Origin of the sequence: Actinoplanes sp. L3-i22 (genome assembly GCF_019704555.1) — a bacterium.
Taxonomy (GTDB): Bacteria; Actinomycetota; Actinomycetes; order Mycobacteriales; family Micromonosporaceae; genus Actinoplanes.
Genome location: NZ_AP024745.1, coordinates 214,787 through 237,440, shown reverse-complemented (window position 1 = coordinate 237,440; position 22,654 = coordinate 214,787). Strand labels below are relative to the sequence as shown.

Sequence of the window (22,654 nt, the reverse complement as noted above, 5' to 3'; positions counted from 1 at the left end):
ATCTATGCCTTCGGGAACGCCGTGTACTGGACGACCACCTGGCGCGCTCCGGCCGGCGGGTCGTCCTGCCGCTCGCGCACCCGGTACGGCTCCATCAGCGCCCGCACCTGCTCGTTCAACCGGGCCAGCTCGGCCGCGGTGACCAGCAGCTGCTGGCCCATCATCGCGCTGGAGTCCCGCCACTCGGTCGCGTCACTGTGCTGCCGGTCCAGCCACTCCCGGACCCTCTGCTGGTCCCGGTTCATGTAGAGATCGATCAGCGCGCGCTCGGCGGCCACCGTCTCGGGCAGATCGCTGTCGCTGTCGATCCACAGGCTGCCGCCGGTGCTGCGCCAGCGCCGCTCCCGGCCGTCGCCCTCGTTCGGGGCCTGCTCGACGAGCCCGTACTTGGCCAGTTCTCGCAGGTGGTAGCTGGTCGCGCTGGGCGACAACCCGACCAGGCCGGCCATCTCGGTCGCGGTCACCGTCGACCCGGAGACGGTGAGATGCTCCACGATCTCGATCCGGGCCGGATGTGCCAGCGCCCGCAACGCCCGCGCATCGGTCACCCGCACGTTGGCCCGCTCATTCCCCTGCTCCGCCATGCCCCCATTCTCACCAGTCCGCACCCCACCCACACACCCACGAGCCACCCGACCCCGGCCCGCAAGCTTCGCGACAATGCCGGCACCAGCCGCGCTCACGGTTTCCGGCCGGCCTTCAAGGCTTCTCCGGTACGCCGGGAGAACCGTGCCGACCAGCCGACCAGGCGCAACGCGCGGCTTGGCCGGGTGCGGCCGCGGCATCGCGTGAGCCCCTCGATCCGTGACGCGCGGCCGGGCCGGGAGTGGGCCGCAGCCGGGCGTGGGTCCTTTTGACCGCAACCACCCTCGGACATCGCCCTGGAGGGCTTCGCGCTTTTGGGCGCCCCGCGCCCTGCGAAGCCCGGAAGGGTCCCCGCGGGAGCGACGATCAGTTATTGGCCGCAGCCGAGGCAATGAAGAATTTGACCTTGAATTTCGGGATTTAATTCGGTGGACAAAAGCTGGCGCCGGCGTAGCGTGGAGGACCGCTCGACGGCCGTGGTGAACATGCACCGCAGCGGACGTCCCCGCGCCGGACGACGGCCGACCCGCCGCCCGGAAACGCGAGCGCAGTCGATGATCAGCCTGCCGAGGATGCCCCGTGCCCGCATCTGACCTGCAAAAAGAGCACGGCTTGGACGCCGAGCTCGCCACCGAACGACACCACCTCGCCGAGTCGCGGGCCGCGCTGAAGCGGATGCGCGGCCGTGCCGAGGCCCTGTTCTCCACCGGCAGCATGGTCGCCGGCGACGCCTACACCGCGGAACAACTGGGCCGGCACATGGCCCGCCGGGTCAAGGAGCTCGCCGACGACCCGACCACCCCGCTGTTCTTCGGGCGCCTCGACATCGAGGAGATCGCCTACCACGTGGGCCGCCGGCACGTCACCGACGACGCCGGCGAGCCGATGGTGCTGGACTGGCGCGCGCCGCTGTCCCGCTCGTTCTACCGCGCCAGCGTCCGCGACCCGCAGGGCGTCGCGACCCGGCGCCGGTTCGGCTTCGTCAAGGGCGAGCTGACCAGCTTCGAGGACGAACACCTGGACCGCGGCGAGGAGCTCGGCACCAGCAGCCGGATCCTGACCGCGGAGATCGAGCGGCCGCGCGTCGGGCCGATGCGGGACATCGTCGCCACCATCCAGCCGGAGCAGGACGAGCTGGTCCGGGCCGATCTGGGCGATTCGATCTGTGTGCAGGGCGCGCCCGGCACCGGGAAGACCGCGGTCGGGCTGCACCGGGCGGCGTTCCTGCTCTACCTGCACCGGGAGCGGCTGCGGCGGTCCGGGGTGCTGATCGTGGGGCCGAACACGGCGTTCCTGTCGTACATCTCGGCGGTGCTGCCGACGCTCGGCGAGGTCGAGGTGAAGCAGTCCACACTCGACGAGTTGATCGCGCGGACGCCGGTCAGGGCGGTCGACCAGCCCGCGGCGGCGCTGCTCAAGAACGACGTGCGGATGGCCGAGGTGCTGCGGAACGCCCTGTGGGGCCGGATCGCCAAGCCGACCGAGCCGATCATGGTGTCGGACGGTTCCTACCGCTGGCGGATCGACATCGAGCCGCTGCGCCGGATCGTCGACGAGGCGCGCCGCGAGGACCTGCCATATTCGGTCGGCCGCGAGCGCGTCCGGGCCCGGGTGGTGGGCCTGCTGCAGCGTCAGTCGGAGTACCGGACCGGCAACTCGCCCGGCGAGACGTGGCTCCGCAAGATGAGCAAGATCGCCCCGGTCACCGGGTTCCTGGATGCCTGCTGGCCGGCGGTGACCGCCGAGTCCCTGGTCGCTGAGCTGCTGACCGATCCGTCGACTGAACTGCTCACCGAGGCGGAGCGGGCGGCGATCCGCTGGGTCAAGCCGCCCAAGACGGCGAAGTCGGCCAAGTGGACGGCGGGTGATCTGCTGCTGCTCGACGAGGCCGCCGGGCTGCTCGACCGGGAGAACAGTTTCGGTCACGTGGTCATCGACGAGGCCCAGGATCTGTCCGCCATGGCGGCCCGGGCGATCGCCCGGCGCAGCGAGCACGGCTCGATCACGCTGCTCGGCGACCTCGCCCAGGGCACCGCCCCGTGGGCCGCCACCGACTGGCACGAGATCCTGGTCCACCTGGGCAAACCGGAGGCCGCGGTGGTGCCGCTGACCGTCGGTTTCCGCGTTCCGGAAGCCGTGGTGGCGCTGGCGAACCGGCTGCTGCCGGCCCTCGGCGTCAACGTGCCGGAGGCGGTGTCGCTGCGCCGCGACGGTGATCTCGCCGTCATCCCGGTCGCCGATCCGGACGATCTGGACGCCCGGACGCTCGCCGAGGTCACCGCGGGTCTCGCGCACGAGGGCTCGATCGCGATCATCGCGGCGGACGCGGCGGTGGATCGGCTCCGCGGTCATCTCACGGCCGCCGGCGTCGAGCACGCGACGCCCGACGACCTCGAGGCCGAGGCGCGCGTCATGGTGGTCCCGGCGACGCTGGTCAAGGGCTTGGAGTACGACCATGTCATCGTCCACGAGCCCGCCGACATCGTGGCCGCCGAGCCCCGCGGCCTGAACCGCCTCTATGTGGTGCTCACCCGCGCCGTCACCCGCTTGTCGGTCTTGCACGCAAAACCGATGCCTGAACCGCTTAACATCGCCTGATGCCCCGCATCGGAGTGATGTTCGACCGTGACCTGCCCCCCGAGGACCTGCCCGCCTTCGCCGCCGCCGCGGAGGAGGCCGGGGCCGACGACCTGTGGGTCGTCGAGGACCTCGGCTGGGCCGGCTCGATCAGTACGGCCGCGCTGGCCCTCGCCGCCACCTCGCGCATCCGGGTCGGCATCGGGATAGCGCCGGTTCCGCTGCGCAGTCCGGCGCTGCTCGCCATGGAGCTGGCCATGCTCGCCCGGGTCCACCCGGGCCGGCTCGTCGCCGGTCTCGGGCACGGCGTCGGCGGGTGGATGGAGCAGCTCGGCGTCAAGCCGAAGTCGCCGCTGGCCATGCTGGAGGAGACGATCCTCGCGGTGCAGGGGCTGCTGCGCGGCGAGACGGTCACGCTCGACGGCCGGGAGGTGCACATCGACGGCGTACGGCTGGTGCACCCGCCCGCCGTCGTCCCGCCGATCGTCACCGGCGTGGTGAAGCCCCGCTCGCTGGAGCTGTCCGGCCGGGTCGCGGACGGCACGATCATCGCCGAGGGCAACGGGCCGGCGCAGCTGCTGGACGCGCTCACGCACATCCGGCGCGGCGGGGCGATCGACTCGCACGAGCTGATCGTGTTCACGTACCTGCACGTCAACGACGATCCGGCGGACGCCGCGAAGGTCACCGGCCCGATGGTCGAGGGTCAGGCGAGCTGGCTGGGCGTGCCGCCGTCCGAGGTGTTCTCGCTGATCGGGCCACTCGGCGAGGTTCCGTCCAAGGTGGAGTCGCTGGTCGACGCCGGCGCGAAGACGGTCGTGCTGCGACCGCTCGGGCCGGACCCGATTCCCCAGGTCAAGGCCGCTCTTCAGGCCCTCGGCCGAGGATGAGACGGGTCATCTCGGCGACCGGCAGGGACGGGTTGCCGGCCGCCGACTCGGCCACCTGCGGGTCCGGGTCGGCGAGCAGCTCGGCGACCCGTTCCGGGGCCAGCGCCGGGTGAGCGGCCGCGATCGGGCGGGCCCGTTCGCCGACGGCGGCGAGGCAGATCTCCAGTGCCTCGGCGCCGGCGTTCGGGTGCCGGGCGATCTCCCGCAGGGCCTTCGGCACGCGCGGTTCGGTGCGGGCCAGCTCGAGGAGGAGGTCGCCGGGCGCGTCCGGGTTCGCCGCGACGTTGTTCTTCACCCGTACGCCGTGCGCCGCCACCATCCTGGCCAGTAGCTCCGAGGCGAGCCCGGGATGCCCGGCCACCGCCGCGACGACCTTCGCGTCCGGGTCGCCGGCCAGCGCGTCGCGCACGTCGGGCGGCAGGTCACGGCGGGCGGCGAGCAGCATCCGTACCGTCGGGTTGGCACTGACCGCGAGCCGCCGGATCTCCTCCGCCGTCGCCGCCTCGATCCGCGGCAGCGGGGTCGGCCCGATCCTGGTCCGCGCGGTCAGCGGGTCGAGCAGGTCCAGCGGCAGGCTCGGATTGTGGGCGAGCTGCCAGCGCACCTCGTTCACCGCGTCGTCGGCCATCCGCCGGATCAGCTCGACCGGCAGTCCCGGGTTCGCCGCCAGGTACTGCCGTACCCCCGGGATCGGGTCGTCGGCCAGCCGCGCGGCCACCTCGGCGGGCAGATCGGGCCGCGCCGCGAGTGTCCACCGCAGAATCATGGACGGTTCCTCAGCCAGCCTGACCAGGGAAGACATCGGCGTCGCAGAGTTATCCACAGCCTGACACCGCAGGCTGTGGATAGCGGATTCGTGGCTGCCGTCACACGCGTCGCCGGGCAGCAGGGAGCAGTCCGGGCGATCGCAGTCCGGCTCGTGCACGAACGGGACCGGCTCCTGCTCACAGACCCGGCAGACCGTCGGCGGCGGATCGTTGCGCAGCAGCGCGGCCAGCAGCTCCGGTGGCGCGGCCGGGTTCGCGGCGATCATCACTCGGACGTCGGCGTGCCGGTGCCGGGCCAGACGTTCGAGCAGCTCCCGGTCGGTCGTGTGCAGCGCCAGCTCGGCGACCACCTCGGGATCCGGGTCGGCGGCGAGCAGTTCGACGACATCCGCCGGGAGTCCCGGGCAGGCGGCAACTTTCTGCCGCACCTCCGGGATCGGCGCGGCCGCCAGCCGGCGCGCCCATTCCGGGCGGCCACGACCTTCATCAAGCAAAGCCAATTGGACGTACGTCGGGTCGACCACGCCCTGCGCCCCGCCGGCCCCGATCGCCGCCCCGCCGGCCACAGTCGACCCGCTCTCGGCCGCCACGATCGGCCCGCCCCCGGCCGGTGTGGTCGGCGCGCCTCCGGCCGGCGCGATCGGCGCGTCCCCGGCCGGTGTGGCGAGATCGTCCGCGGTGAGGCGGCCGTCGCGGGCCAGCACGACGGCGGCGCCGGTATCGCGCGCGGCCAACGCCCGGACCTGGGCGGAAGTCAGATCGGCACGGTAGGCGAGCGCAAGCGCGAGCTCATCGTCGGCCCGCCCGATCAGCCGGTCGACAAGTGCGGGCGGCAGGGCCGGATTACCGGCCAGCGCCACCAGGAGGTCATCCACGATCGAGCATCTTCGCCGCTCGAACGCCCGACCGAAACCCTCCTTCGGTTGCGGCTCCATCTCACTCCGTGGACCGGGGCTGAGGCCGTACCCAAAAAGGGCTTTTGGGGTTGGCGGCCCTATCCAGCACGGCCATCGACGCGGATCAGGCCGGCGGCCCTGCCCAGCGCGGCCATCGACGTGGGTCAGGGCAGCGGCTTGACCCAGCGGGACCAGTCGTCCTGGCGGTGGTAGCCGTGGGCGGACCAGATGCCGTGCGCCCGCTCGTTCGCGTCGAGCACCATGGCGTCCGCGCGAGTGCCGCCCAGCCCGCGGAACCGTTCCTCGGCGGCGGCGATCAGCCGGCCGCCGATGCCCTGCCGGCGGTGGTCCGGCGAGACCGCCAGCCGGTACAGGTGACAGCGCCATCCGTCCCATCCGGCGATGATCGTCCCGACGATCCCGTCGTCGCCGACCGCCAGGATCAACGCCTCCGGATCCCTGGCGAACAGCGCCTCGATCGCCGCCGGGGTGTCCGCCGGACGGCTGTCGTTCTCCGCCGCCGCCTGCCAGAACTCCAGCACCGCCGCCAGTTCCGACGACTCCGCCACCCGCAAGATCAGCTCTCCCACGGCCGTCACCCTAGAGCCGCCGCCATCCCGCCTCGACCGGTTTCCCACCACGCCCGACTCCGGCCGTACTCGGAAACTCGCGGACGCCGGATTCGTTGAGGTCCACAGGAGACCTACCAGCCATCCGGCAAAGGTGACCGATTTCGCACATGCGCACTTGAGCTGATTTTTCCGTACACACCAGCGCTCTTGATCTTGATTTTTGCCCGGAATCAGGACGTTTCGGCAGCCCAGCACCCCCGGTTCGGCTAGAAGCCTGACACTTCGGCCCGACGACCGGTGTCCGGATGCGACCATGCGCCTATGACCGTTCCGTCTCCCGGCGTGCCCAACTGGGTGGATCTGGCCACGTCCGATCTCGACGACTCGATCCGGTTCTACACGAATCTGTTCAGCTGGACCGCCGAGGTCTCCGGCGACGACTTCGGCGGATACACGACGTTCCTGCTCAACGGCCTGCCGGTGGCCGGCGCCGGCCCCCTCTTCGGGGAGGGCCAGCCGACCGCCTGGAGCACCTACATCGCCACCGACGACGCCGACGTGACCGCCGCCCGGGTCGAGGCCGCCGCCGGAAAAGTGCTGGTCCCACCGTTCGACGTGATGGATCAGGGGCGGATGGCGGCGTTCCTCGACCCGTCCGGCGCGCCGTTCAGCGTCTGGGAGGCCGGCATGATGCGCGGCGCCGAGGTCTTCGACCTGCCCGGCGCGCTGACCTGGAACGAGTTGAACACCCGGGACGTCGACGGCGCGCGCCACTTCTACGGCTCGGTCTTCGGCTGGACGTTCCGGGAGACACAGGTCGGCGGCTTGCCGTACAACCTCTGCGACAACCAGCACCAGCCGGTCGCCGGCCTGCAGCCGATGATCGGCGACGGCTGGCCGGACGACATGCCGCCGTACTGGCTGGTCTATTTCGGCGTCGGCGACTGCGACATGGCCGCGCAGCACGCGTTCGCGCTCGGCGGCCGCGTCCTCAGCCAGCCGACGACGATCTCGATCGGCCGCTACGCGGTCCTGGCCGACCCGCAGGGTGCGACGTTCGCCGTCCTCGCCGGCCACCGCTGAAGATCAAGAACTCGATTCGGAGGTACGGCTCCAAGCGGGTCAAGAACGGACAGCGACCACCAACGGTCCACGATCCCCGGGAATGATCCGCACCTTGACCCGGTAATGCTCGGCCAGGTTCGCCTCGGTCAGCACCTCCACCGGCGTACCGGCGGCCACCACCCGCCCACCGGCCAGCAGCACCATCCGATCGGCGTACTCCCCGGCGGTCGACAGGTCGTGCATGGTCGCGAGCACGGTCAGCCCCCGCTCCCCCCGAAGACGATCGACCAGCTCGAGCACCTCCTGCTGATGACCGATGTCCAGGGCGCTGGTCGGCTCGTCGAGCAGCAGGATCCGACCGCCCTGGGCCAGCGCCCGGGCCAGGAAGACGCGCTGCCGTTCCCCGCCGGAGAGGGTGTCCAGCCGCCGCCCCGCGAACGCCACCAGATCGAGCGCGGTCAGCTCCGCCTCGACCGCGGCCAGGTCCGCCGCCGATTCCCGGCCGAGCGCCGGGATGTACGGCGTCCGCCCGAGCAACACGTAGTCGAAAACGGTCATCGCGGGTGGAACGACCGGGCTCTGCACGACCACGGCGAGCGCCTTGGCCCGCTCCCGGCGGTGCAGTTCGTCGACCGCGCGGCCGTGCAGGTGGACCGAGCCGCTGAACGGGAGCAGGCCGGCCACGGCACGTAGCGCGGTGGACTTCCCGGCCCCGTTCGGCCCGATCACGGTGACCCATTCACCCTCGGCCACGTCCAGGCTCACCCGGTCGACGATCAGGGCGTTGTCGAGACGTACCGTCAAGTCGTTGACCTTGATCGCGCTCAGGTCGCGGCCGACCGCGCTCGTGTCGCGGCCGATTTCGCTCATGTCGCGGCCGATCGCGTGGTGCGCAGCACCACGATGAAGAACGGTGCCCCGAGGAACGCGGTGACCACGCCGATCGGGATCTCCGCGGCACCGCCCGCGACCCGGGCCAGCAGATCGGTGAGCGCGAGGAACGCCGCCCCGAAGAGCAGCGACAACGGCAGCAGCGAGCGGTAGCTCGGCCCGGCCAGCAACCGCAGCGTGTGCGGAACGATGATGCCCACGAACCCGATCAGGCCGGACACCGAGACCGCCGCGGCGGTGCCCAGCGAGGCGGCCACGATCAGCAGGTAGCGGCTGCGCTGCGGATGCAGGCCGAGACTGGCCGCCTCCTCGTCGCCGACCGTGAGGACGTCCAGCTCACGGCGCTGGGTCAGCATGATCGCGGCGGTCAGCACGGTGTACGGCAGCACCACCAGCACGTCGTGCCAGCCCGCGGTCCCGAGCCGGCCGAGCAGCCAGGAGTACACCTCGCGCAGCGACTCGACGTGCCGTTGCAGCAGGTAGGTCTGGATCGCGGCGAGGAACGCGGAGACCGCGACCCCGGCCAGGATCAGCGCACCCGGTGATCGATCCCGGCCACCGGCGGCGCCGAGCACCCAGGTGAGCGCGACCGCGATCAGCGCACCGGCAAACGCGGCCGCGGGCACGCCGATCGGCAGGCCGGTGTCCCCGGACGGCCGGAGCACGATCACCGCGGTCACCCCGAGCCCGGCCCCGGCGGCGACCCCGAGCAGGTGCGGATCGGCAAGCGGATTGCGGAACGCCCCCTGGTAGGCGGCGCCGGCGAGCGCCAGCATCGCGCCGACCAGCAGGCCGAGCACGACCCGGGGCAGCCGCAGCTCGGTGAGGATGGCGACCTCCCGCTCGGTGAGGCCGCTGTGCAGATGCACCCCGGGCAGGAGATTCAGCAGCTCGATCGCGACGCCGCCGGGCGGCAGCGCGACCGAGCCGAAGGCGAGACCGGCAACGACCGCGACCAGCACGGCCAGCACGCCGGCCGCCAGCCAGGCCGGGCGCAGCCCGGCCGGCCTCATGAAACCTTGCTCACCGCGTCGGCCACGGACTTCACCAGATCGACGGTCCGGGGTCCCCACCGCGACGCGATGTCGTCGTCCAGCGGATAGACCTGCGACTTCTGCACCGCGGTGATCGCGGACCAGCCCTTGCGCGCCTTGACCGTGTCCGCCGACTGCTGGCAGCACTTGGTGTCGGCCAGGAAGACGGTGTCCGGGTTCGCCTTCACCAGCGTCTCCGCGGAGAGCTGCGGGTACCCGCCCTTGCTGCCGTCGGCGTCCGCGGCGTCCGCCACGTTGACCATCCCGAACAGGTGGAACACGCTGCCGATGAACGTCTTCGAGGTCGCCGAGTACAGCTCCGGCCCGAGCTCGTAGTAGTAGCTGAGCGGCGTGGTCCGCGCCGGAACCGCCTTGACGATCTGCTCGATCGAGGCCTTCATCTGGTCGTTGACCTTGGTCGCCTCGGCGCCGTGCCCGGTCAAACTGCCAAGATCAGAGATTTCCCGGTACGTGTCGTCGAGCGTCGCCGCCGCCGGGGACACCAGCGTCGGGATCTTGAGTTTGTCCAGTTGAGCGACGATCTGGTCGGCGTCGCCGGAGAGCACCACCAGGTCCGGATCCTTGGCGGCGATCGCCTCGGCGTTCGGCTTGAAGCCGGAGAGATCGGTCTTGGGCGCGTCGGCCGGAAACGTCGACTGGTCGTCGACCGCGGTGACCTGCGGGCCGGCGCCGATCGCGAAGAGCATCTCGGTCGCGGTCGGGCTCAGCGAGACGATCTTCTCCGGCCGGGCATCCAGGGTGAGCGTGCCGACCGTGACCGGGAAGCCGGACGCCGACGACGCGGACGCCTGCGGGGTGGTGGTCTCGTCCGCGGTGCCGCAGCCGGTGAGCAGGAGGGCGGCCGCCGTCGTGGCAGCCAGAAGCGCGCGTTTCAATCGAGGTCCTTCGGTCGGGTGTGGTGCTCGCCGACAGGGCCTCGGAGCCGCCGTCCGCGAGGCGCTCCTCCCCGGGAGCGCTGTTCGCGACCGACGCCCAGGCGACCTGGCTAGACCTCTGGCAGAGGGATCACAGTTGCGGGACAGCGCCGGTTTCGCACCGGCTTCGCTGTGGCGCGGTCTCCCGAACGCTATCTCACCGCTTACTTACCGGCTTCGCTCTTGTCATTGACGTCGCTCTTGTCATCGGTCTCGCCGCTGTCGGCGGACTTCAGGTCACCGGTGGCCGCGGCGTCGTCGGTGTCCGACTTCGCCCGGCTCTTGGCGTCGGCGGCCGCGACCCGGTCGCCGGCCTCGGCGGCCTCGTCGTCACCGGCCAGGGCGGAGCGCAGCCGGGCCTTCTCCGCGGCGCGGCGCGACGCCACGTCGCCGAGGTGCTCGGCCATCTGGTTGCGCCACCCGCGGAGCAGGAAGAACGCGAAGCCGGCCGAGGCGACGAACGCGATCATCGCCTTGACCAGGATGTTCAGCGGCGTGGGGACGAGCGCCAGGAACACGATGACGAACAGGCCGAGACGGCCCAGCGTGTACTTGATGGCGGGACTCATGAGCTCTCTCCCTCAGCCGTTCCGCTGACGGAGCCAGCGGAGGCCGTAGAACCAGACCAGGCAATACACGACCGTGGCGGTCACCGCACCGGCGCCACCGCTCACCAGGGGAGGAGTGTACGGCGCGGCCAGACCGGCGATCGTCATGCCCGCGGCCGCCCCGAAACCGATGCCCAGGGCCGCGGCCATCACCCGGTCCGCCCCGTAGCCCTCGGCGCGGAACTGCTCGACGAAGAGCCAGACCGGCAGGATCACGATCAGCCAGCCGTTGGTCTGGCCGAACGCGGACACCCCGGACAGCGCGAGGATGGCCTCCAGCACCAGCACCACCGCGATGCCGACGACCAGACCGGCGAACGCGGCGCCGATCAGATCACCCGCGGTCGCCACCGGACCGGAGTTGCGCCGAAGGCCGCCCGTGCTCCGCTGCTGGGTCATCAGAACAGCCTAGGCCCAGACCTTCTGCGGCTCGCTGCGCCGCTCGGCCAGGCTGACCGGCCGCTCATACTCCCGGACGACCTCGTAGCGCGTGTTGCGCTCGACCGGCTGGAAGCCGGCGTCCCAGATGACGTTGAGCAGGTCGTCGCGGTGCATGGTGCTGGGCGTGCCGTACGAGTCGGCGTCGTGCGTGATCTTGTATTCCACCACCGAGCCGTCCAGGTCGTCGGCGCCGAAGTTGAGCGACAGCTGCGCCACCGACAGGCCGTGCATGACCCAGAAGTTCTTCAGATGGGGCACGTTGTCGAACATCAGCCGGGAGACCGCGAACGTCTTCAGCGACTCGGCCGGGGCCGCCATCGTGGTGCGCTCCTGGATCCGGTTGCGGACCTTGCCGTCCTGCGAGTCGACGAAGTCGTGCTGATAGCGCAGCGGGATGAAGACCGCGAAGCCACCGGTCTCGTCCTGCAGCTCACGCAGGCGCATCACGTGGTCGACCCGGTGCCGGGGCTCCTCGATGTGGCCGTAGAGCATCGTCGCCGGCGTCTTCATGCCCTTCTCGTGGGCCAGCCGGTGGATGCGCGACCAGTCCTCCCAGTGGCAGTTGTGGTCGACGATGTGCTGCCGGACCTCCCAGTCGAAGATCTCGGCGCCGCCACCGGTCAGCGACTCCAGCCCGGCGTCCATCAGCTCGTCGAGGATGTCGCTCGCCGAGAGGCCGCTGATCTTCTCGAACCACTGCACCTCGGTGGCGGTGAAGCACTTGAGCTTCACGTTCGGCAGCGCGGCCTTCAGCTCGCGCAGCACCTTGGGGTAATACCGCCAGGGCAGCGACGGGTGCAGGCCGTTGACGATGTGCAGCTCGGTGAGCTGCTCATCCTCCATCTCCTTGGCCTTGGCGACCGCCTCGTCGATGCGCATCGTGTACGCGTCCTTCTCGCCCGGCTTGCGCTGGAAGGAGCAGTACGCACAACTGGCGGAGCAGACGTTCGTCAGGTTCAGGTGCCGGTTGACGTTGAACATCACCCGGTCACCGTTCATCTCGGTGCGCTTGTGATGGGCCAGCCGGCCGAGCCAGGCGAGGTCGTCACTCGCGTAGAGCGCGATGCCGTCCTCGCGGCTCAGTCGCTCGCCCGCGTAGACCTTCGCCTCGAGGTCCCGCTTCAGTCCGGCATCCATGTGCGCCCCTTTCCGGTTCTCGCGTCGAGACTACGTGCCGGCTATGACACCGAGCACGGCACCGGGCCCGGGGGTGTCCCAACCCACCCGGACGAGGCGGCCTTGACCAGGCATTACGGACTTCGGCACCGGGAAGTCGAGAAATTCTCAGGGGACTTTCACCTTCGTTCGATCGACAGCGGTGCGCCGCCTGCGGTATGAACCTTTAGGAACGACTAGCGACGGCTGGAAGATCGTCGCGGACGGGGAGCTCATGTCGAAGGCAATGCGTTACGGACCGGGTGCACCACGATCCGTGCATGCGCGACTTCTGCCTCTCACGTTGTCGGCGGCGGTCGCCGCGGCACTGGCCGCGCTGTTCCAGCCGATCCCGGCGCTGGCCGCCCCGGTCGGCGGTCAGCCGGTCGCCGGTCAGCCGCTCGGCGCTCAGCCGGTCGGCGGTCAGCCGCTCGGCGCTCAGCCGGTCGGCGGTCAGCCGCTCGCCGTCGGGGTGCCGGACTCCGGTTCCCGCCCCACCCAGGTCGGCTCGCTCGTGCTGCCGAACACCCCGATCAGCACGACCACCGTCAGCACCATCCCCGGCTCGGCGACCAACCCCGTCCTGCAGAAGATCGAGAAGGGCCGCGTCGAGGTCGACCAGCTCGGTGACCAGCTGCTCAAGCTGAAGGCCGACCGGGACCTCGCGCAGACCCAGGTCACCACCGCCCTGCAGAAGGTGACCGACGCGCAGACCAACCTGACCGGCGCACAGACCGACGCGGTCGCCGCCGCCAGCCAGGGCCTGCAGGACGCCGCCGCGGTCCCGCCGGGCGCGCTCGACTCCGGGCTGCTCGGCCTCGACCAGCTGGCCCGCCTGCAGCGCGGCGAGAAGCCGACCGACGACTCCTCGGCCGGTCGGCTGGAGGCCGCGCAGATCTCCGCGCAGGTCGCGATCGACGAGCAGAGCCTCGCCGACGCCAAGTACGACGAGATGCTCAAGCAGTACAACGCGCTCAACACCAAGCTGCAGGCGAAGTCGAGCGCGCAGAAGAAGTACGAGGACGCGCACAAGGCCGAGCTGGCCGCCGCCGAGGCCATCGCGAACGCGAACGACCAGGCGCTCGGCTCGCAGTACCTGGCCGGGCAGAACGGCCAGGGCGCCGACCCCCGCGCCGTCCAGGCGCTGCAGTACGCCTTGGCCCAGCGCGGCGACCCGTACGTGTGGTCCGAGGAGGGTCCGGACGAGTACGACTGCTCCGGCCTGATGTACGCGGCGTACCACTCGGTCGGCTTCCCGCTGGTCCGCGTCTCCCGCGATCAGTACTGGCAGACCCGCGGCAAGGCGGTCGACCGGTACTCATTGCTCCCCGGTGACCTGCTCTTCTGGAGCTACACCAACAGCTGGAGCGGGATCCACCACGTCGCGATGTACGCGGGCGACGGCATGATGGTCGAGGCCCCGCGCACCGGTCTGAACGTGCGGCTCGTCCCGGTCCGGTGGAGCACCCTGTTCGGCGCCACCCGGGTGTTCGGCGCGGTCCCGGGCGGCACCACCGACGTCAACCCCGGCACCCCGGACTCGCAGACCGAGCCGACCACCAACCCGACGCGGACGGTGGCCCCGACGCCCAGCAAGACCACGAAGCCGTCCGCGACCCCGACGCCGAGCAAGACCACCACCAAGCCGAGCGGCAACCCGTCCTCGAGCAGCCCGACTCCGGACCCGACCACCAGCAGCCCGTCGACCGAGCCGAGCAAGACTCCGGACCCGGATCCCACCACGACGACGCCGGCCCCGGTGGAGACGTCCAAGGAGCCGGAGAACACTTCCTCGACGACCTCGGCGGCCACGTCCGACCCGGTCGAGACGACGAAGTCAACCTCGGAGTCGTCGTCCGCCGCCTCGTCCTCCTCCAGTGCGAGTGACAACTAGTCCGGAAATCCGGTACTAAGGCATACGTAAACCATCCGAACTGCTCACCAGCCCCTCGACCCTTCCGTCGGAGGGCTGGTCGGGTCTATGCCGGGTGTGTTCACACCGACGGATGTGGCACGGTTAAGGTCAGCGACCGACGTCCAAAACCGTCGGCAGCGGCGGTCGGGAGGACCCATGGACGAGCAGCAGGCGACCAGGGACGGCGATAGCTCCACGCCGCCGCTCGTCCGGCCGCCCGCGGACGACACCGACGGTTTCGCGCCGCCTCCGCCGCCGGCACCGGGAGCCCTGTGGGCCGCCCCCGCCGCAGCCAAGGCCCCCGCGTCCGCCCCGGTCTCGGCTGCGCCCGTCTCCGGCTCCGCCCCGGTCTCCGCGGCACCGGTCTCCGCCTCGGCACCGGTCTCCGCCGCGCCGGTCTCTTCGGCGCCGGTCTCTTCGGCGCCGATCTCTTCGGCGCCGGTGTCCGCGGCACCCGTTTCCGCGGCACCCGTTTCCGCAGCACCTGTTTCTGCGGCTCCGGCCCAGGCGGAATCTTCCGTGCGGCCGATCTCGGCGATGCCGGGCGCGAGCGCGGCCCGGGTCAGCGTCCCGGGCGCGTCACCGCACGGTGGCCGGCAGTCGACGGTCTACGGCACGCCCACCTCGGAGCACCCGACCATCCGCGCCCGCGCGACACCCGCCACGCCCCAGGCCACGGCCCCCGCCACGCCCCAGGCCACGGCCCCCGCCACGCCCCAGGCCACGGCCCCCGCCACACCCCAGGCCACGGCCCCCACCGCGCCACAGCCCGCGGCCCCCACCGCGCCCAAGCCCGCCGCATCTGCCGCGCCCAAGCCGGAGACCGGCGGCTCGACCCCGAAAGCGGCCGACCCCGCCGACCCGAAGCCGGAGAAGCCGCAGCCCGCCGACCCGAAGCCGGCCGAGCCAAAAGATCCGAAGCCAACCGAGCCCACGGATCCGAAACCGGCCGAGCCCAAGGACCCGAAGCCGAGCGACCCGAAGCCGGCCGAGCCGAAGCCGACCGAGCCGCGGCCGGAGAAGCCGCAGCCCGTCGAGCCGTCGCCGGACGAGCCGACCCGCCCGCACCCGATCCCGGCCCCGCCCAGGCCGACCCGCCCGGGCGACCCGAAGCCGGCCGGCCCGGAGCCGATCAAGCCACCGCCCGCCCCGCAGCCGGGGCCGTTCCCCACGCCGGCGCCCCAGCCGGGCCCGGCGCCCACTCCCCCGGTGCCGAATCCTTACCCGCCGAGCCCCGTTCCCCCTGGTCCCGGCCCTTCCCCGGTGCCGCCGATCCCGGCTCCGAGCCCGGTGCCGCCCGGCCCCGGGCCATCCCCGGTGCCCGGTCCGCCCGGACCGTCCCCGGTGCCCGGCCCTCCCGGGCCGAGTCCGGTGCCCGCGCCGCCGCCCGGCCCCGGTCCGGTGTTCCCACCGCCCCCGGTGATCGGGAACGGTCTGCCCTCGTACACGATGCCGCCCGAGAGCGGCAGCCCGACGGGAGTCCTTCCGCCCATGTCCTACGGCACCCCCGGCTTCCCGCCGGCTCCGGCGAACCCCGACCTGACCCAGCCGGTCCGCCTCGCGGCCGCCGGAAACCCGGACATGACCATGCCGCTGTCCACGGCCGCCGCCGCCAACCCGGACCTGACGATGCCGATGTCGATGTCGGCCTCGAACCCCGACCTGACCATGCCGATGTCGGCCGTGCACAACGGCGACAGCGACCGGACCATGGCGGTGAATCTGGGCGCGCCGGGCACGAGTGACATGACTCTCCCGGTGAATCTGGCGGCCGCGACGAACATCGACGCCACCATGGCGGTGAACTACGTGCCGACCCAGCCGGGTCCGTCGTCCGCGCAGCGCAACCAGGGCGGTCAGGTCTACAGCAGCACCGGCGGCTACCCGGCCATCGACATGACCATGCCGGTGAGCGACCCGTCGGAGAACTCCGGCTCGCTGACCGGGCACATCCTGGCCCAGGGCTGGCACGACGCGCCGGTCGACCAGCGCCGGGGGAACCTCAAGGTGGTCGTGGCGATGCTGGTCGTGCTCGGCCTGCTGGTCACCGTGAGCCTGATCGTCGTCCTCACCGTGGGCAGCAGCTTCAGCGGTCTGCTGGGCGGCTGACGAGGCGGCTGATCCGGCGGCCTGGCCAGGCGACCGTGGCCCGCCGGGTGGCGTAACGAGCTGAGCAACCGTTAAGAAACGCCGGTACCCGGGAATTGCCGCCCGGGGATACCTGACCTAAGCTGGCGAGGTTGTGCTCTGAGGTGAGCCTGCCCACTACCCGACGGGAATGCGGTCGGTGGCGCAAGCGTTCACACGTACACTTATGGCAGTTATTCATGCGGTGCGCCCACCCGGTGCGCGCCACGGGCGTTCTTGCGGGCATTTCAGCGGGCGGTTCTCGACAACCGCGGCGGGCTATTCGCGAGCATGCGCCCCCGTAGAGAGGTTCTCTTGACCACTTTCGCTGACCCCAGCACGTTCCCGTCCGTTTTCGACAGCAGCAACACCGCCGAGACAGACAGCACCACCACCGCCGGCACCACCACCGCCCCCGAGGCGGAGGGCACCATCACCCCCGAGGTGGACACCACCGTCACCGCCGAGGCGAGCACCATCACTCCTGAGGTGGACAGCAGCGCCACCCCCGAGGCCGAGCAGGCCGAGGAGACGACCGACGTCGTCGCGGAGACCCCGAAGATCACCTTCGCCGACCTGGGCGTGCCCGCCGAGATCGTGCGAGTCCTCGACCGTGAGGGCATCACCACCCCGTTCGAGATCCAGGCCGCGACCGTGCCGGACGCGCTGGCCGGCCGGGACGTCCTGGGCCGTGGCCAGACCGGCTCGGGCAAGACGCTCGCCTTCGGCCTGCCGGTGCTGGCCCGGGTCGCCCAGGGTGGCAAGGCTCGCCCGCACTACCCCAAGGCTCTGATCCTGGTTCCGACCCGTGAGCTGGCCATGCAGGTCGCCGACGCGTTGATGCCGGTCGGCCGCTCGGTCGGCGTCTTCCTGAAGACCGCCGTCGGCGGGGTTCCCTACGACCGTCAGATGGATGCTCTGCGCCGTGGCGTCGAGGTCATCGTGGCGACGCCGGGCCGGCTCGCCGACCTGATCGAGCGGGGCGCCTGCAAGCTCGACGACATCGAGGTCACCGTCCTCGACGAGGCCGACCAGATGGCCGACATGGGCTTCCTGCCCGAGGTCACCGACCTGCTGTCGAAGACGCCGGAGCACGCCCAGCGGCTGCTCTTCTCGGCCACTCTGGACGGTGACGTCGACACCCTGGTCAAGCGGTTCATGCACGACCCGGTGACGCACTCCACCGCGCCGGCCGAGGCCAGCGTGTCCACGATGGATCACCACCTGCTGCTGATCCCGCCGGCCGACAAGTTCCCGATCACCTCGTGGATCGCGAACCGGTCGGGCAAGACCATCGTCTTCGCCCGCACCCAGATGGGCGTGGACCGGCTGGCCGAGCAGCTCGCGGCGGTCGGCGTGCGCGCCGGCGCGCTGCACGGCGGCAAGACCCAGCGGGTGCGCACCCGGACCCTGGCCGAGTTCAAGGAAGGCCGGACGAACGTCCTGGTCGCCACGGACGTGGCCGCCCGGGGCATCCACGTCGACGGGGTCTCCCTGGTCATGCACGTGGACCCGCCGAAGGACCCGAAGGACTACCTGCACCGCGCCGGGCGTACCGCGCGGGCCGGCGAGTCCGGTGCGGTCGTGACGCTGGTGCTCCCGAAGCAGCGTCGCACCACCCAGCAGATGATGGCCAAGGCGGGCGTCGCGCCGGCCGAGCTGCGCGTGCGGCTCGGCGACGAGAAGCTGGCCGAGATCACCGGCGCTCAGGAGCCGAGTGGCGTCCCGGTGGTGGAAGAGCCGGAGCCGCGCCGTGAGCGGTCCGGTGGCGGGCGTGGCCGCTTCGGTAGTGACCGGGGTGACCGGCCGCGCTACGGCGACCGTCCGCAGCGTTCCTACGGCGACCGCGGCAACGAGCGCGGTGGCTACCGGGGCGACCGGCCGGCGGCCGACCGGCCGGCCGGCGAGCGGGGTGCCGGCTTCGGTGCCGACCGTCCGCGTGGCAACTTCGGTGACCGGGGCACCAGCTTCGGCGGCGACCGGCCGCGCGGCAACTTCGGCGACCGGCCGGAGCGCACCGGCGGGGCGACCGGCAACTTCGGTGACCGTGGTGCCGCCTCCGGCGAGCGGGGCGCCGGCTTCGGCGGCGACCGTTCGCGGGGCAACTTCGCCGACCGGCCGCGTACCGACCGCCCGGCTTTCGGCGACCGGCCGGCCTTCGGTGACCGGCCGTCCGGCCAGCGCCGGGAGGGCGTCCGCACCGAGCGTCGCGAGGGCCCGCCGCGTTTCAACTCGGCCCGGCCGGCACGCAGCCACTGAGCTGAGCGCCAGCAACTGAGCAACTGAGCAACTGAATGACAGCAGGCCCCGGTTCGCGGACGAGCGAGCCGGGGCCTGCTGTTATCCACAGGGCTGTCCACAGGCCGTACAGCGGGAAAATCGACCGCGGCCGCCGACCGGGGCCGAAAGCTGCGCCGCGTGGGCGCCTCGGCGCGAAATCCCGGGTAACTTGCCGGTATGGGCATGCTGTCTGCGGGGTTGTTCTGGGAACGCCGGGATGTCCCCGGCAGTGAGCATGTGCGGCTGGACGCACGGAACGGGCTGTATGCCCAGGGTGTCGCGCTGGCCGCGGCTCCGGTGGCCTACTCGTGCCGCTACGAGGTGCAGACCGATCCGGGCTGGGCGTCGGTGTCGCTGGACGTGCGGACCGAGGGTGCCGGCTGGGCACGCGGGCTGCGGCTGGAGCTGGCCGCCGGGCGCTGGCGGGTGACCACCTCCGAGCAGGGCAACCTCGACGCGGCGCTGACGGCCGCCGGGCACGCCGGAGCCGGCCTGCCCGGGATCGAGGACCCGGACCGCCTCTTCGGGGCGTTCGACGTGGATCTGGGCGGGTCGCCGCTGACCAACACGCTGCCGATCCGCCGGCTGGGCCTGCGCACCGGCGAGACCGGCCTGTCGCACCGCCTGAGCGTGGCGTGGGTGCTGGTCCCGAGCCTGGAGGTGGTGCAGGCGGACCAGATCTACACGCCGCTGGGCGGCAACCGGGTGCGGTACGCGAGCGAGACGTTCGCGGCCGATCTGACGGTCGACGACGAGGGCTTCGTGGTCGACTACCCGGGGCTGGCGCGGCGGGCCGAGCCGGGCGTCAGACTCGCTGCCGAATCCAGCTGAGGCAGGCCTTGTCGACGGTGGCGAACGGTTTGCCGTAGGCGGTCCGGGACGCCTGGTCCGGCTTCTGCCCCTCGCGCAGCACCAGGTTGGTGAAGGTCAGCAGCTTGCGCTCGCCGTACTTCGCGGCCATGCACGCCGTCGCGTAGTGCCCCATCGCGTAGAGCGTGTTGACCGTCAGGTCGTCCGCGTCGTCGGCCAGCGACGGCACCGCGATCGTCTTGGGCACCCCGCGCCGGCGGAATGACTCGGCCAGCACGTCGCGGTTACCGGTCTCCTGCGGTTTGCGCGGCAGCGCGCCGACATATTCCGCGATGCCCTCGATCAGCCACTGATCGTTCTCGGCCGCGCCGTCCCCGCCGGCCAGCGTGACCACGTGCGTCAGCTCGTGCTGGACGGTGACCGCGAGCTGCCGCTGGTTGTCGCTCGCCCGGGCGCGCAGGATGATGTCGCCGCCGGTCGCGTTGAGCGGCATCTCGTAGCCGATGATCCAGGACTGGTCGACGCCGCCGTACCAGCTCTTCCAGCCCTTCTCGTCGGCCACGTAGATGCGGTAGCGCTGCTGCGGGTTGCCGACGTACCCGGCGTACCGGTCGACCACCTTGGCGGCCTTCTCGGCGAGCGTGAGCACCTGCTTGAGGCGTTTGGCCTGGCTGCTCGGCCCGGCCACGATGACGCGCTTCCCCTTGACGAAGGTCAGCGCCCGGTTGTCCCACGGCGCCGGCTGCAGGTAGTTGTCCTTCACCCCGGTCTTGTCGTCCAGCGCGGTGATCGTCCACACGCCTTTGATCAGCTGGAACGTCAACCGGTAGGTCGCCTTGGCCGACCCCTCGCCGTAGTTTCCGTGCCATTCCGGGCAGACCACGCCGGAGAAGCAGTAGCCGAGGGCGGCCTGCATCACGATCTGGGTGGCGGTGGTGTCGGGCAGCTTGTCGCCGTGGAACTCGGCGTGGCTGATCTCCAGCGCGCGCAGGTTGCGGAAGATCGTGCGATACCGCGCGAGCAGCGTCTTCTTCGTCGGGTCGACCGGGGCCAGCCAGGCCTTCTCGTCGCCCTTCGCGAGGGCTTCGCCCTGCGTCCGCAGGCGCTGCTCGGCCAGCTCGAACGGCGTCGCGGGACGGGGCGGGGCGGGGGTGGCGGTCGCTTTCGCGGCCTCGTCGCCGGTCGGCCAGAAGACCACCACGCCGGCCGCGACCACCGCGAGGATCGCGATCAGGGCGACCAGAAAACCGGGTGTCCGGGATCGCTTCGGCGGCTCCGGGAGCGCCGGGGGCTCCGGATGCGAAAGATCTTCCACGCGCGGGATCTAATCACGACGCATCGATGTGGCCTAGATCTCGGCGTGACTCACCGTCCGCTTTGCCCACTCTAAAACCGATTTGGGTACGGGATCAGCCGCCCGTCGAGGGCCACGCGTCCGCACTCGACCGGCAACGCCGTTTCGTGGCCGAACCGTTTGGCCGGTACGGAAACTCCGGACAGGACCGAGCTTGGCGGGCGCGGTGCTCAACTCGTACCAAATCAGGCATTTGAATTTATCCGACGCCTGGCTGGGGACGATTTTCCCACTTGGTGGAGAGGGCGATCGCGGTGCGGGTGGAGGCGACGCCGGGGGTCCGGTTGATCCGGACGATCAGCTGCTCGAGCTCCGCGATCGTGCCGACCCGGACGATCAGCTGATAGGACTCCACCCCGGCCATGAAGTAGCAGCTCTCCACCTCGGGCATGGCACGCACCGCGGCGAGCACGTCGTCGGTGTCGGCGCCGGAGTCCTCCACGATGCCGATCAGCGCGGTGACGCCCAGCCCGACCGCCTCGTGGTCGACGTCGGCACGGTAACCGCGGATGGTGCCGGCGGCCTCGAGCTTCCCCACGCGCTCGTGCACCGCGGGGGCGGAGAGCCCGACCTTGCGGGCCAGCTCGGCGTACGACGAGCGCGCGTTCTCCCGTAGCAGGTCGATCAGCCGGAGGTCGATGGAGTCCATGCGTGAAACCCTAATCGGGTGGCTCCGCGGCACTCACGCCCGGTAGCGGCGAATGGGGGGCAGGATAATGATCGTTGTCGCAATCGGGGCTTTTTCCGCATTTCACGGACTTGCCGTAGGGGCGGTGCTCTAATGGCTTTACGTCCCGATCGAGCATGCCGACACTCAGTGTGACCACCGGCCGCTCCAGAAAACAGAACCGAGGAGGGGGTTGTGGACACTGGAGACCGTCTGCTGACACCGGGCGAGGTGGCCGCATTGTTTCGCGTCGATCCGAAAACGGTCACGCGCTGGGCCGCAGCTGGCCGCATCGGCAGCATCCGTACTCCGGGTGGACACCGCCGATTCCGCGAATCCGAAGTCAAGGCCCTTCTTGAGGGCGACGGCGTGATCGAGGAGATGCGCGAGGACGATGCGGCCAACAAGCCGCGGAACAGTGGCCCGGCGAACCCGGGTGCGGGTTACGGCCCGCCGAACGGTCTGCGCTAGCGCTCACCGATTCGTCCGCTCCATCGCAGCATCAGGGTGTGTGCAACACCCAGCGAGTCCAGCACTTTGCCCGCAATGAAATCAACGAGCTGCTGTGCGGTGGCGTCTGCCCCGGACCCGTAGAAACCGGGACTGGCCGGCAGCACCACCGCACCGGCATCGATGAGCGCGATCAGATGCTGCAGATGACTTCGGGTCACCGGGGTCTCGCGCGGCACGACCACCGTACGACGGCGCTCCTTCAGATTGACCTCGGCAGCTCGCTGCAGCAGGTCCTTGGAGAGGCCGATGGCTATCCCGGCGCAGGCCGCCGTGCTGGCCGGCACCACCGCCATCCCGCGTGCGGGATAGGACCCGCTGCTCGGCCCGGCCGCCAGGTCGCCGGCCGGCCAGTAGGCCAGATCACCGAGGTCCCGGCCCAGCCAGGCGGCGACGTCGTCCTTCCAGTGCGCGTCCCGGATCGTCGCGCCGGTCTCGTCCAGCAGGGTCAGCCGGGCCGCCCGGGAGACGACCAGGTCGACGGACTCGCCGGCGTCCAGCAGCCCACCGATCACCGCCCTCGCGTAGGGGGTGCCGGAGGCTCCGGAGACGCCGACGATCCAGGGTTCGCGCAT

The 22,654-nt window shown here is 71.2% G+C and carries 20 protein-coding genes and 1 riboswitch; of the genes, 8 read left to right on the top strand and 12 right to left on the bottom strand.

Going from position 1 to position 22,654, the window contains the following annotated elements; all coding sequences use genetic code 11:
- Positions 1-2: 2 nt before the first annotated feature.
- On the bottom strand, positions 3-584 hold the full coding sequence (locus L3i22_RS01100; protein WP_221325143.1) for a helix-turn-helix transcriptional regulator: 582 nt from the start codon (positions 582-584) through the stop codon (positions 3-5).
- A 580-nt stretch (positions 585-1,164) separates the two neighbouring features.
- On the opposite strand from L3i22_RS01100, the gene L3i22_RS01095 reads away from it, so the two are divergent.
- A complete protein-coding gene (locus L3i22_RS01095) occupies positions 1,165-3,183 on the top strand; it encodes an AAA family ATPase (RefSeq protein WP_221325142.1) in 2,019 nt (672 codons plus the stop codon).
- A complete protein-coding gene (locus L3i22_RS01090; protein WP_221325141.1) occupies positions 3,183-4,052 on the top strand; it encodes an LLM class flavin-dependent oxidoreductase in 870 nt (289 codons plus the stop codon). Before L3i22_RS01095 ends, L3i22_RS01090 begins: the two co-directional genes overlap by 1 nt.
- Here the strand turns inward: L3i22_RS01090 and L3i22_RS01085 are convergent.
- The gene (locus L3i22_RS01085) at positions 4,018-5,694 is read right to left on the bottom strand and encodes a DUF2336 domain-containing protein (protein WP_221325140.1); all 1,677 of its coding nucleotides are present in this window, start codon (positions 5,692-5,694) and stop codon (positions 4,018-4,020) included. The two genes, L3i22_RS01090 and L3i22_RS01085, sit on opposite strands and share 35 nt — an antisense overlap.
- Before the next feature lie 185 nt (positions 5,695-5,879).
- Entirely contained in the window at positions 5,880-6,305 is a 426-nt protein-coding gene (locus tag L3i22_RS53265) for a GNAT family N-acetyltransferase (protein WP_255657863.1), read from the bottom strand.
- 303 nt (positions 6,306-6,608) lie between these two features.
- On the opposite strand from L3i22_RS53265, the gene L3i22_RS01075 reads away from it, so the two are divergent.
- Positions 6,609-7,370, top strand: coding sequence for a VOC family protein (locus L3i22_RS01075; protein ID WP_221325138.1), 762 nt, complete (start codon positions 6,609-6,611; stop codon positions 7,368-7,370).
- Between the two features lie 39 nt (positions 7,371-7,409).
- On the opposite strand, the gene L3i22_RS01070 is transcribed toward L3i22_RS01075, so the two are convergent.
- The 6 genes from L3i22_RS01070 to mqnE form a co-directional block, all read right to left on the bottom strand.
- Complete coding sequence (locus tag L3i22_RS01070; RefSeq protein WP_221325137.1) at positions 7,410-8,222, bottom strand: ABC transporter ATP-binding protein; 813 nt, start codon at positions 8,220-8,222, stop codon at positions 7,410-7,412.
- Positions 8,219-9,256 (bottom strand): iron ABC transporter permease, encoded by a 1,038-nt coding sequence (locus L3i22_RS01065; RefSeq protein WP_221325136.1) that lies wholly within the window; start codon positions 9,254-9,256, stop codon positions 8,219-8,221. Before L3i22_RS01065 ends, L3i22_RS01070 begins: the two co-directional genes overlap by 4 nt.
- Positions 9,253-10,173: an ABC transporter substrate-binding protein gene (locus L3i22_RS01060; RefSeq protein WP_221325135.1), complete on the bottom strand. Its 921-nt coding sequence runs from the start codon at positions 10,171-10,173 to the stop codon at positions 9,253-9,255. The genes L3i22_RS01065 and L3i22_RS01060 overlap by 4 nt, the downstream gene beginning before the upstream one ends.
- Positions 10,174-10,268: 95 nt before the next feature.
- Positions 10,269-10,387, bottom strand: a riboswitch (cobalamin riboswitch).
- Positions 10,377-10,781 carry a DUF4229 domain-containing protein gene (locus L3i22_RS01055; RefSeq protein WP_221325134.1) on the bottom strand — a complete coding sequence of 135 codons (405 nt, stop codon included), beginning with the start codon at positions 10,779-10,781 and terminating at the stop codon, positions 10,377-10,379. It overlaps the preceding riboswitch by 11 nt.
- Positions 10,782-10,793: 12 nt before the next feature.
- Positions 10,794-11,219, bottom strand: coding sequence for a hypothetical protein (locus L3i22_RS01050; protein ID WP_221325133.1), 426 nt, complete (start codon positions 11,217-11,219; stop codon positions 10,794-10,796).
- Between the two features lie 9 nt (positions 11,220-11,228).
- Positions 11,229-12,398, bottom strand: coding sequence for an aminofutalosine synthase MqnE (mqnE, locus tag L3i22_RS01045; protein ID WP_221325132.1), 1,170 nt, complete (start codon positions 12,396-12,398; stop codon positions 11,229-11,231).
- Between the two features lie 295 nt (positions 12,399-12,693).
- Here mqnE and L3i22_RS01040 point away from each other — a divergent pair, with 295 nt between their 5' ends.
- The 4 genes from L3i22_RS01040 to L3i22_RS01025 all read left to right on the top strand — a co-directional run bounded on the left by L3i22_RS01040 (position 12,694) and on the right by L3i22_RS01025 (position 19,569).
- Entirely contained in the window at positions 12,694-14,310 is a 1,617-nt protein-coding gene (locus L3i22_RS01040) for an NlpC/P60 family protein (protein ID WP_255657858.1), read from the top strand.
- Positions 14,311-15,822: 1,512 nt separating this feature from the next.
- Complete coding sequence (locus L3i22_RS01035; RefSeq protein WP_221325130.1) at positions 15,823-16,440, top strand: hypothetical protein; 618 nt, start codon at positions 15,823-15,825, stop codon at positions 16,438-16,440.
- Between the two features lie 495 nt (positions 16,441-16,935).
- Positions 16,936-18,717, top strand: coding sequence for a DEAD/DEAH box helicase (locus L3i22_RS01030; RefSeq protein ID WP_370644517.1), 1,782 nt, complete (start codon positions 16,936-16,938; stop codon positions 18,715-18,717).
- 198 nt (positions 18,718-18,915) lie between these two features.
- Complete coding sequence (locus tag L3i22_RS01025) at positions 18,916-19,569, top strand: putative glycolipid-binding domain-containing protein (RefSeq protein ID WP_221325129.1); 654 nt, start codon at positions 18,916-18,918, stop codon at positions 19,567-19,569.
- Here L3i22_RS01025 and L3i22_RS01020 read toward each other — a convergent pair.
- Both L3i22_RS01020 and L3i22_RS01015 read right to left on the bottom strand, forming a co-directional pair.
- Positions 19,544-20,863 (bottom strand): hypothetical protein, encoded by a 1,320-nt coding sequence (locus L3i22_RS01020; protein WP_221325128.1) that lies wholly within the window; start codon positions 20,861-20,863, stop codon positions 19,544-19,546. The two genes, L3i22_RS01025 and L3i22_RS01020, sit on opposite strands and share 26 nt — an antisense overlap.
- Positions 20,864-21,101: 238 nt before the next feature.
- Entirely contained in the window at positions 21,102-21,551 is a 450-nt protein-coding gene (locus L3i22_RS01015; RefSeq protein WP_014687391.1) for an Lrp/AsnC family transcriptional regulator, read from the bottom strand.
- Between the two features lie 213 nt (positions 21,552-21,764).
- Here L3i22_RS01015 and L3i22_RS01010 point away from each other — a divergent pair, with 213 nt between their 5' ends.
- Positions 21,765-22,040 carry a BldC family transcriptional regulator gene (locus tag L3i22_RS01010; protein WP_014687390.1) on the top strand — a complete coding sequence of 92 codons (276 nt, stop codon included), beginning with the start codon at positions 21,765-21,767 and terminating at the stop codon, positions 22,038-22,040.
- On the opposite strand, the gene L3i22_RS01005 is transcribed toward L3i22_RS01010, so the two are convergent.
- Entirely contained in the window at positions 22,037-22,654 is a 618-nt protein-coding gene (locus tag L3i22_RS01005) for a UbiX family flavin prenyltransferase (RefSeq protein WP_221325127.1), read from the bottom strand. The genes L3i22_RS01010 and L3i22_RS01005 overlap by 4 nt on opposite strands.

What these genes read in the sequence shown, in the direction of transcription:
- L3i22_RS01100 (WP_221325143.1), bottom strand. Translation starts at nt 584, where the DNA reads ATGGCGGAGCAGGGGAATGAGCGGGCCAACGTGCGGGTGACCGATGCG.
- L3i22_RS01090 (WP_221325141.1), top strand. Translation starts at nt 3,183, where the DNA reads ATGCCCCGCATCGGAGTGATGTTCGACCGTGACCTGCCCCCCGAGGAC.
- L3i22_RS01075 (WP_221325138.1), top strand. Translation starts at nt 6,609, where the DNA reads ATGACCGTTCCGTCTCCCGGCGTGCCCAACTGGGTGGATCTGGCCACG.
- L3i22_RS01070 (WP_221325137.1), bottom strand. Translation starts at nt 8,222, where the DNA reads ATGAGCGAAATCGGCCGCGACACGAGCGCGGTCGGCCGCGACCTGAGC.
- L3i22_RS01065 (WP_221325136.1), bottom strand. Translation starts at nt 9,256, where the DNA reads ATGAGGCCGGCCGGGCTGCGCCCGGCCTGGCTGGCGGCCGGCGTGCTG.
- L3i22_RS01055 (WP_221325134.1), bottom strand. Translation starts at nt 10,781, where the DNA reads ATGAGTCCCGCCATCAAGTACACGCTGGGCCGTCTCGGCCTGTTCGTC.
- L3i22_RS01050 (WP_221325133.1), bottom strand. Translation starts at nt 11,219, where the DNA reads ATGACCCAGCAGCGGAGCACGGGCGGCCTTCGGCGCAACTCCGGTCCG.
- mqnE (WP_221325132.1), bottom strand. Translation starts at nt 12,398, where the DNA reads ATGGATGCCGGACTGAAGCGGGACCTCGAGGCGAAGGTCTACGCGGGC.
- L3i22_RS01035 (WP_221325130.1), top strand. Translation starts at nt 15,823, where the DNA reads ATGTCCTACGGCACCCCCGGCTTCCCGCCGGCTCCGGCGAACCCCGAC.
- L3i22_RS01025 (WP_221325129.1), top strand. Translation starts at nt 18,916, where the DNA reads ATGGGCATGCTGTCTGCGGGGTTGTTCTGGGAACGCCGGGATGTCCCC.
- L3i22_RS01015 (WP_014687391.1), bottom strand. Translation starts at nt 21,551, where the DNA reads ATGGACTCCATCGACCTCCGGCTGATCGACCTGCTACGGGAGAACGCG.
- L3i22_RS01005 (WP_221325127.1), bottom strand. Translation starts at nt 22,654, where the DNA reads ATGCGCGAACCCTGGATCGTCGGCGTCTCCGGAGCCTCCGGCACCCCC.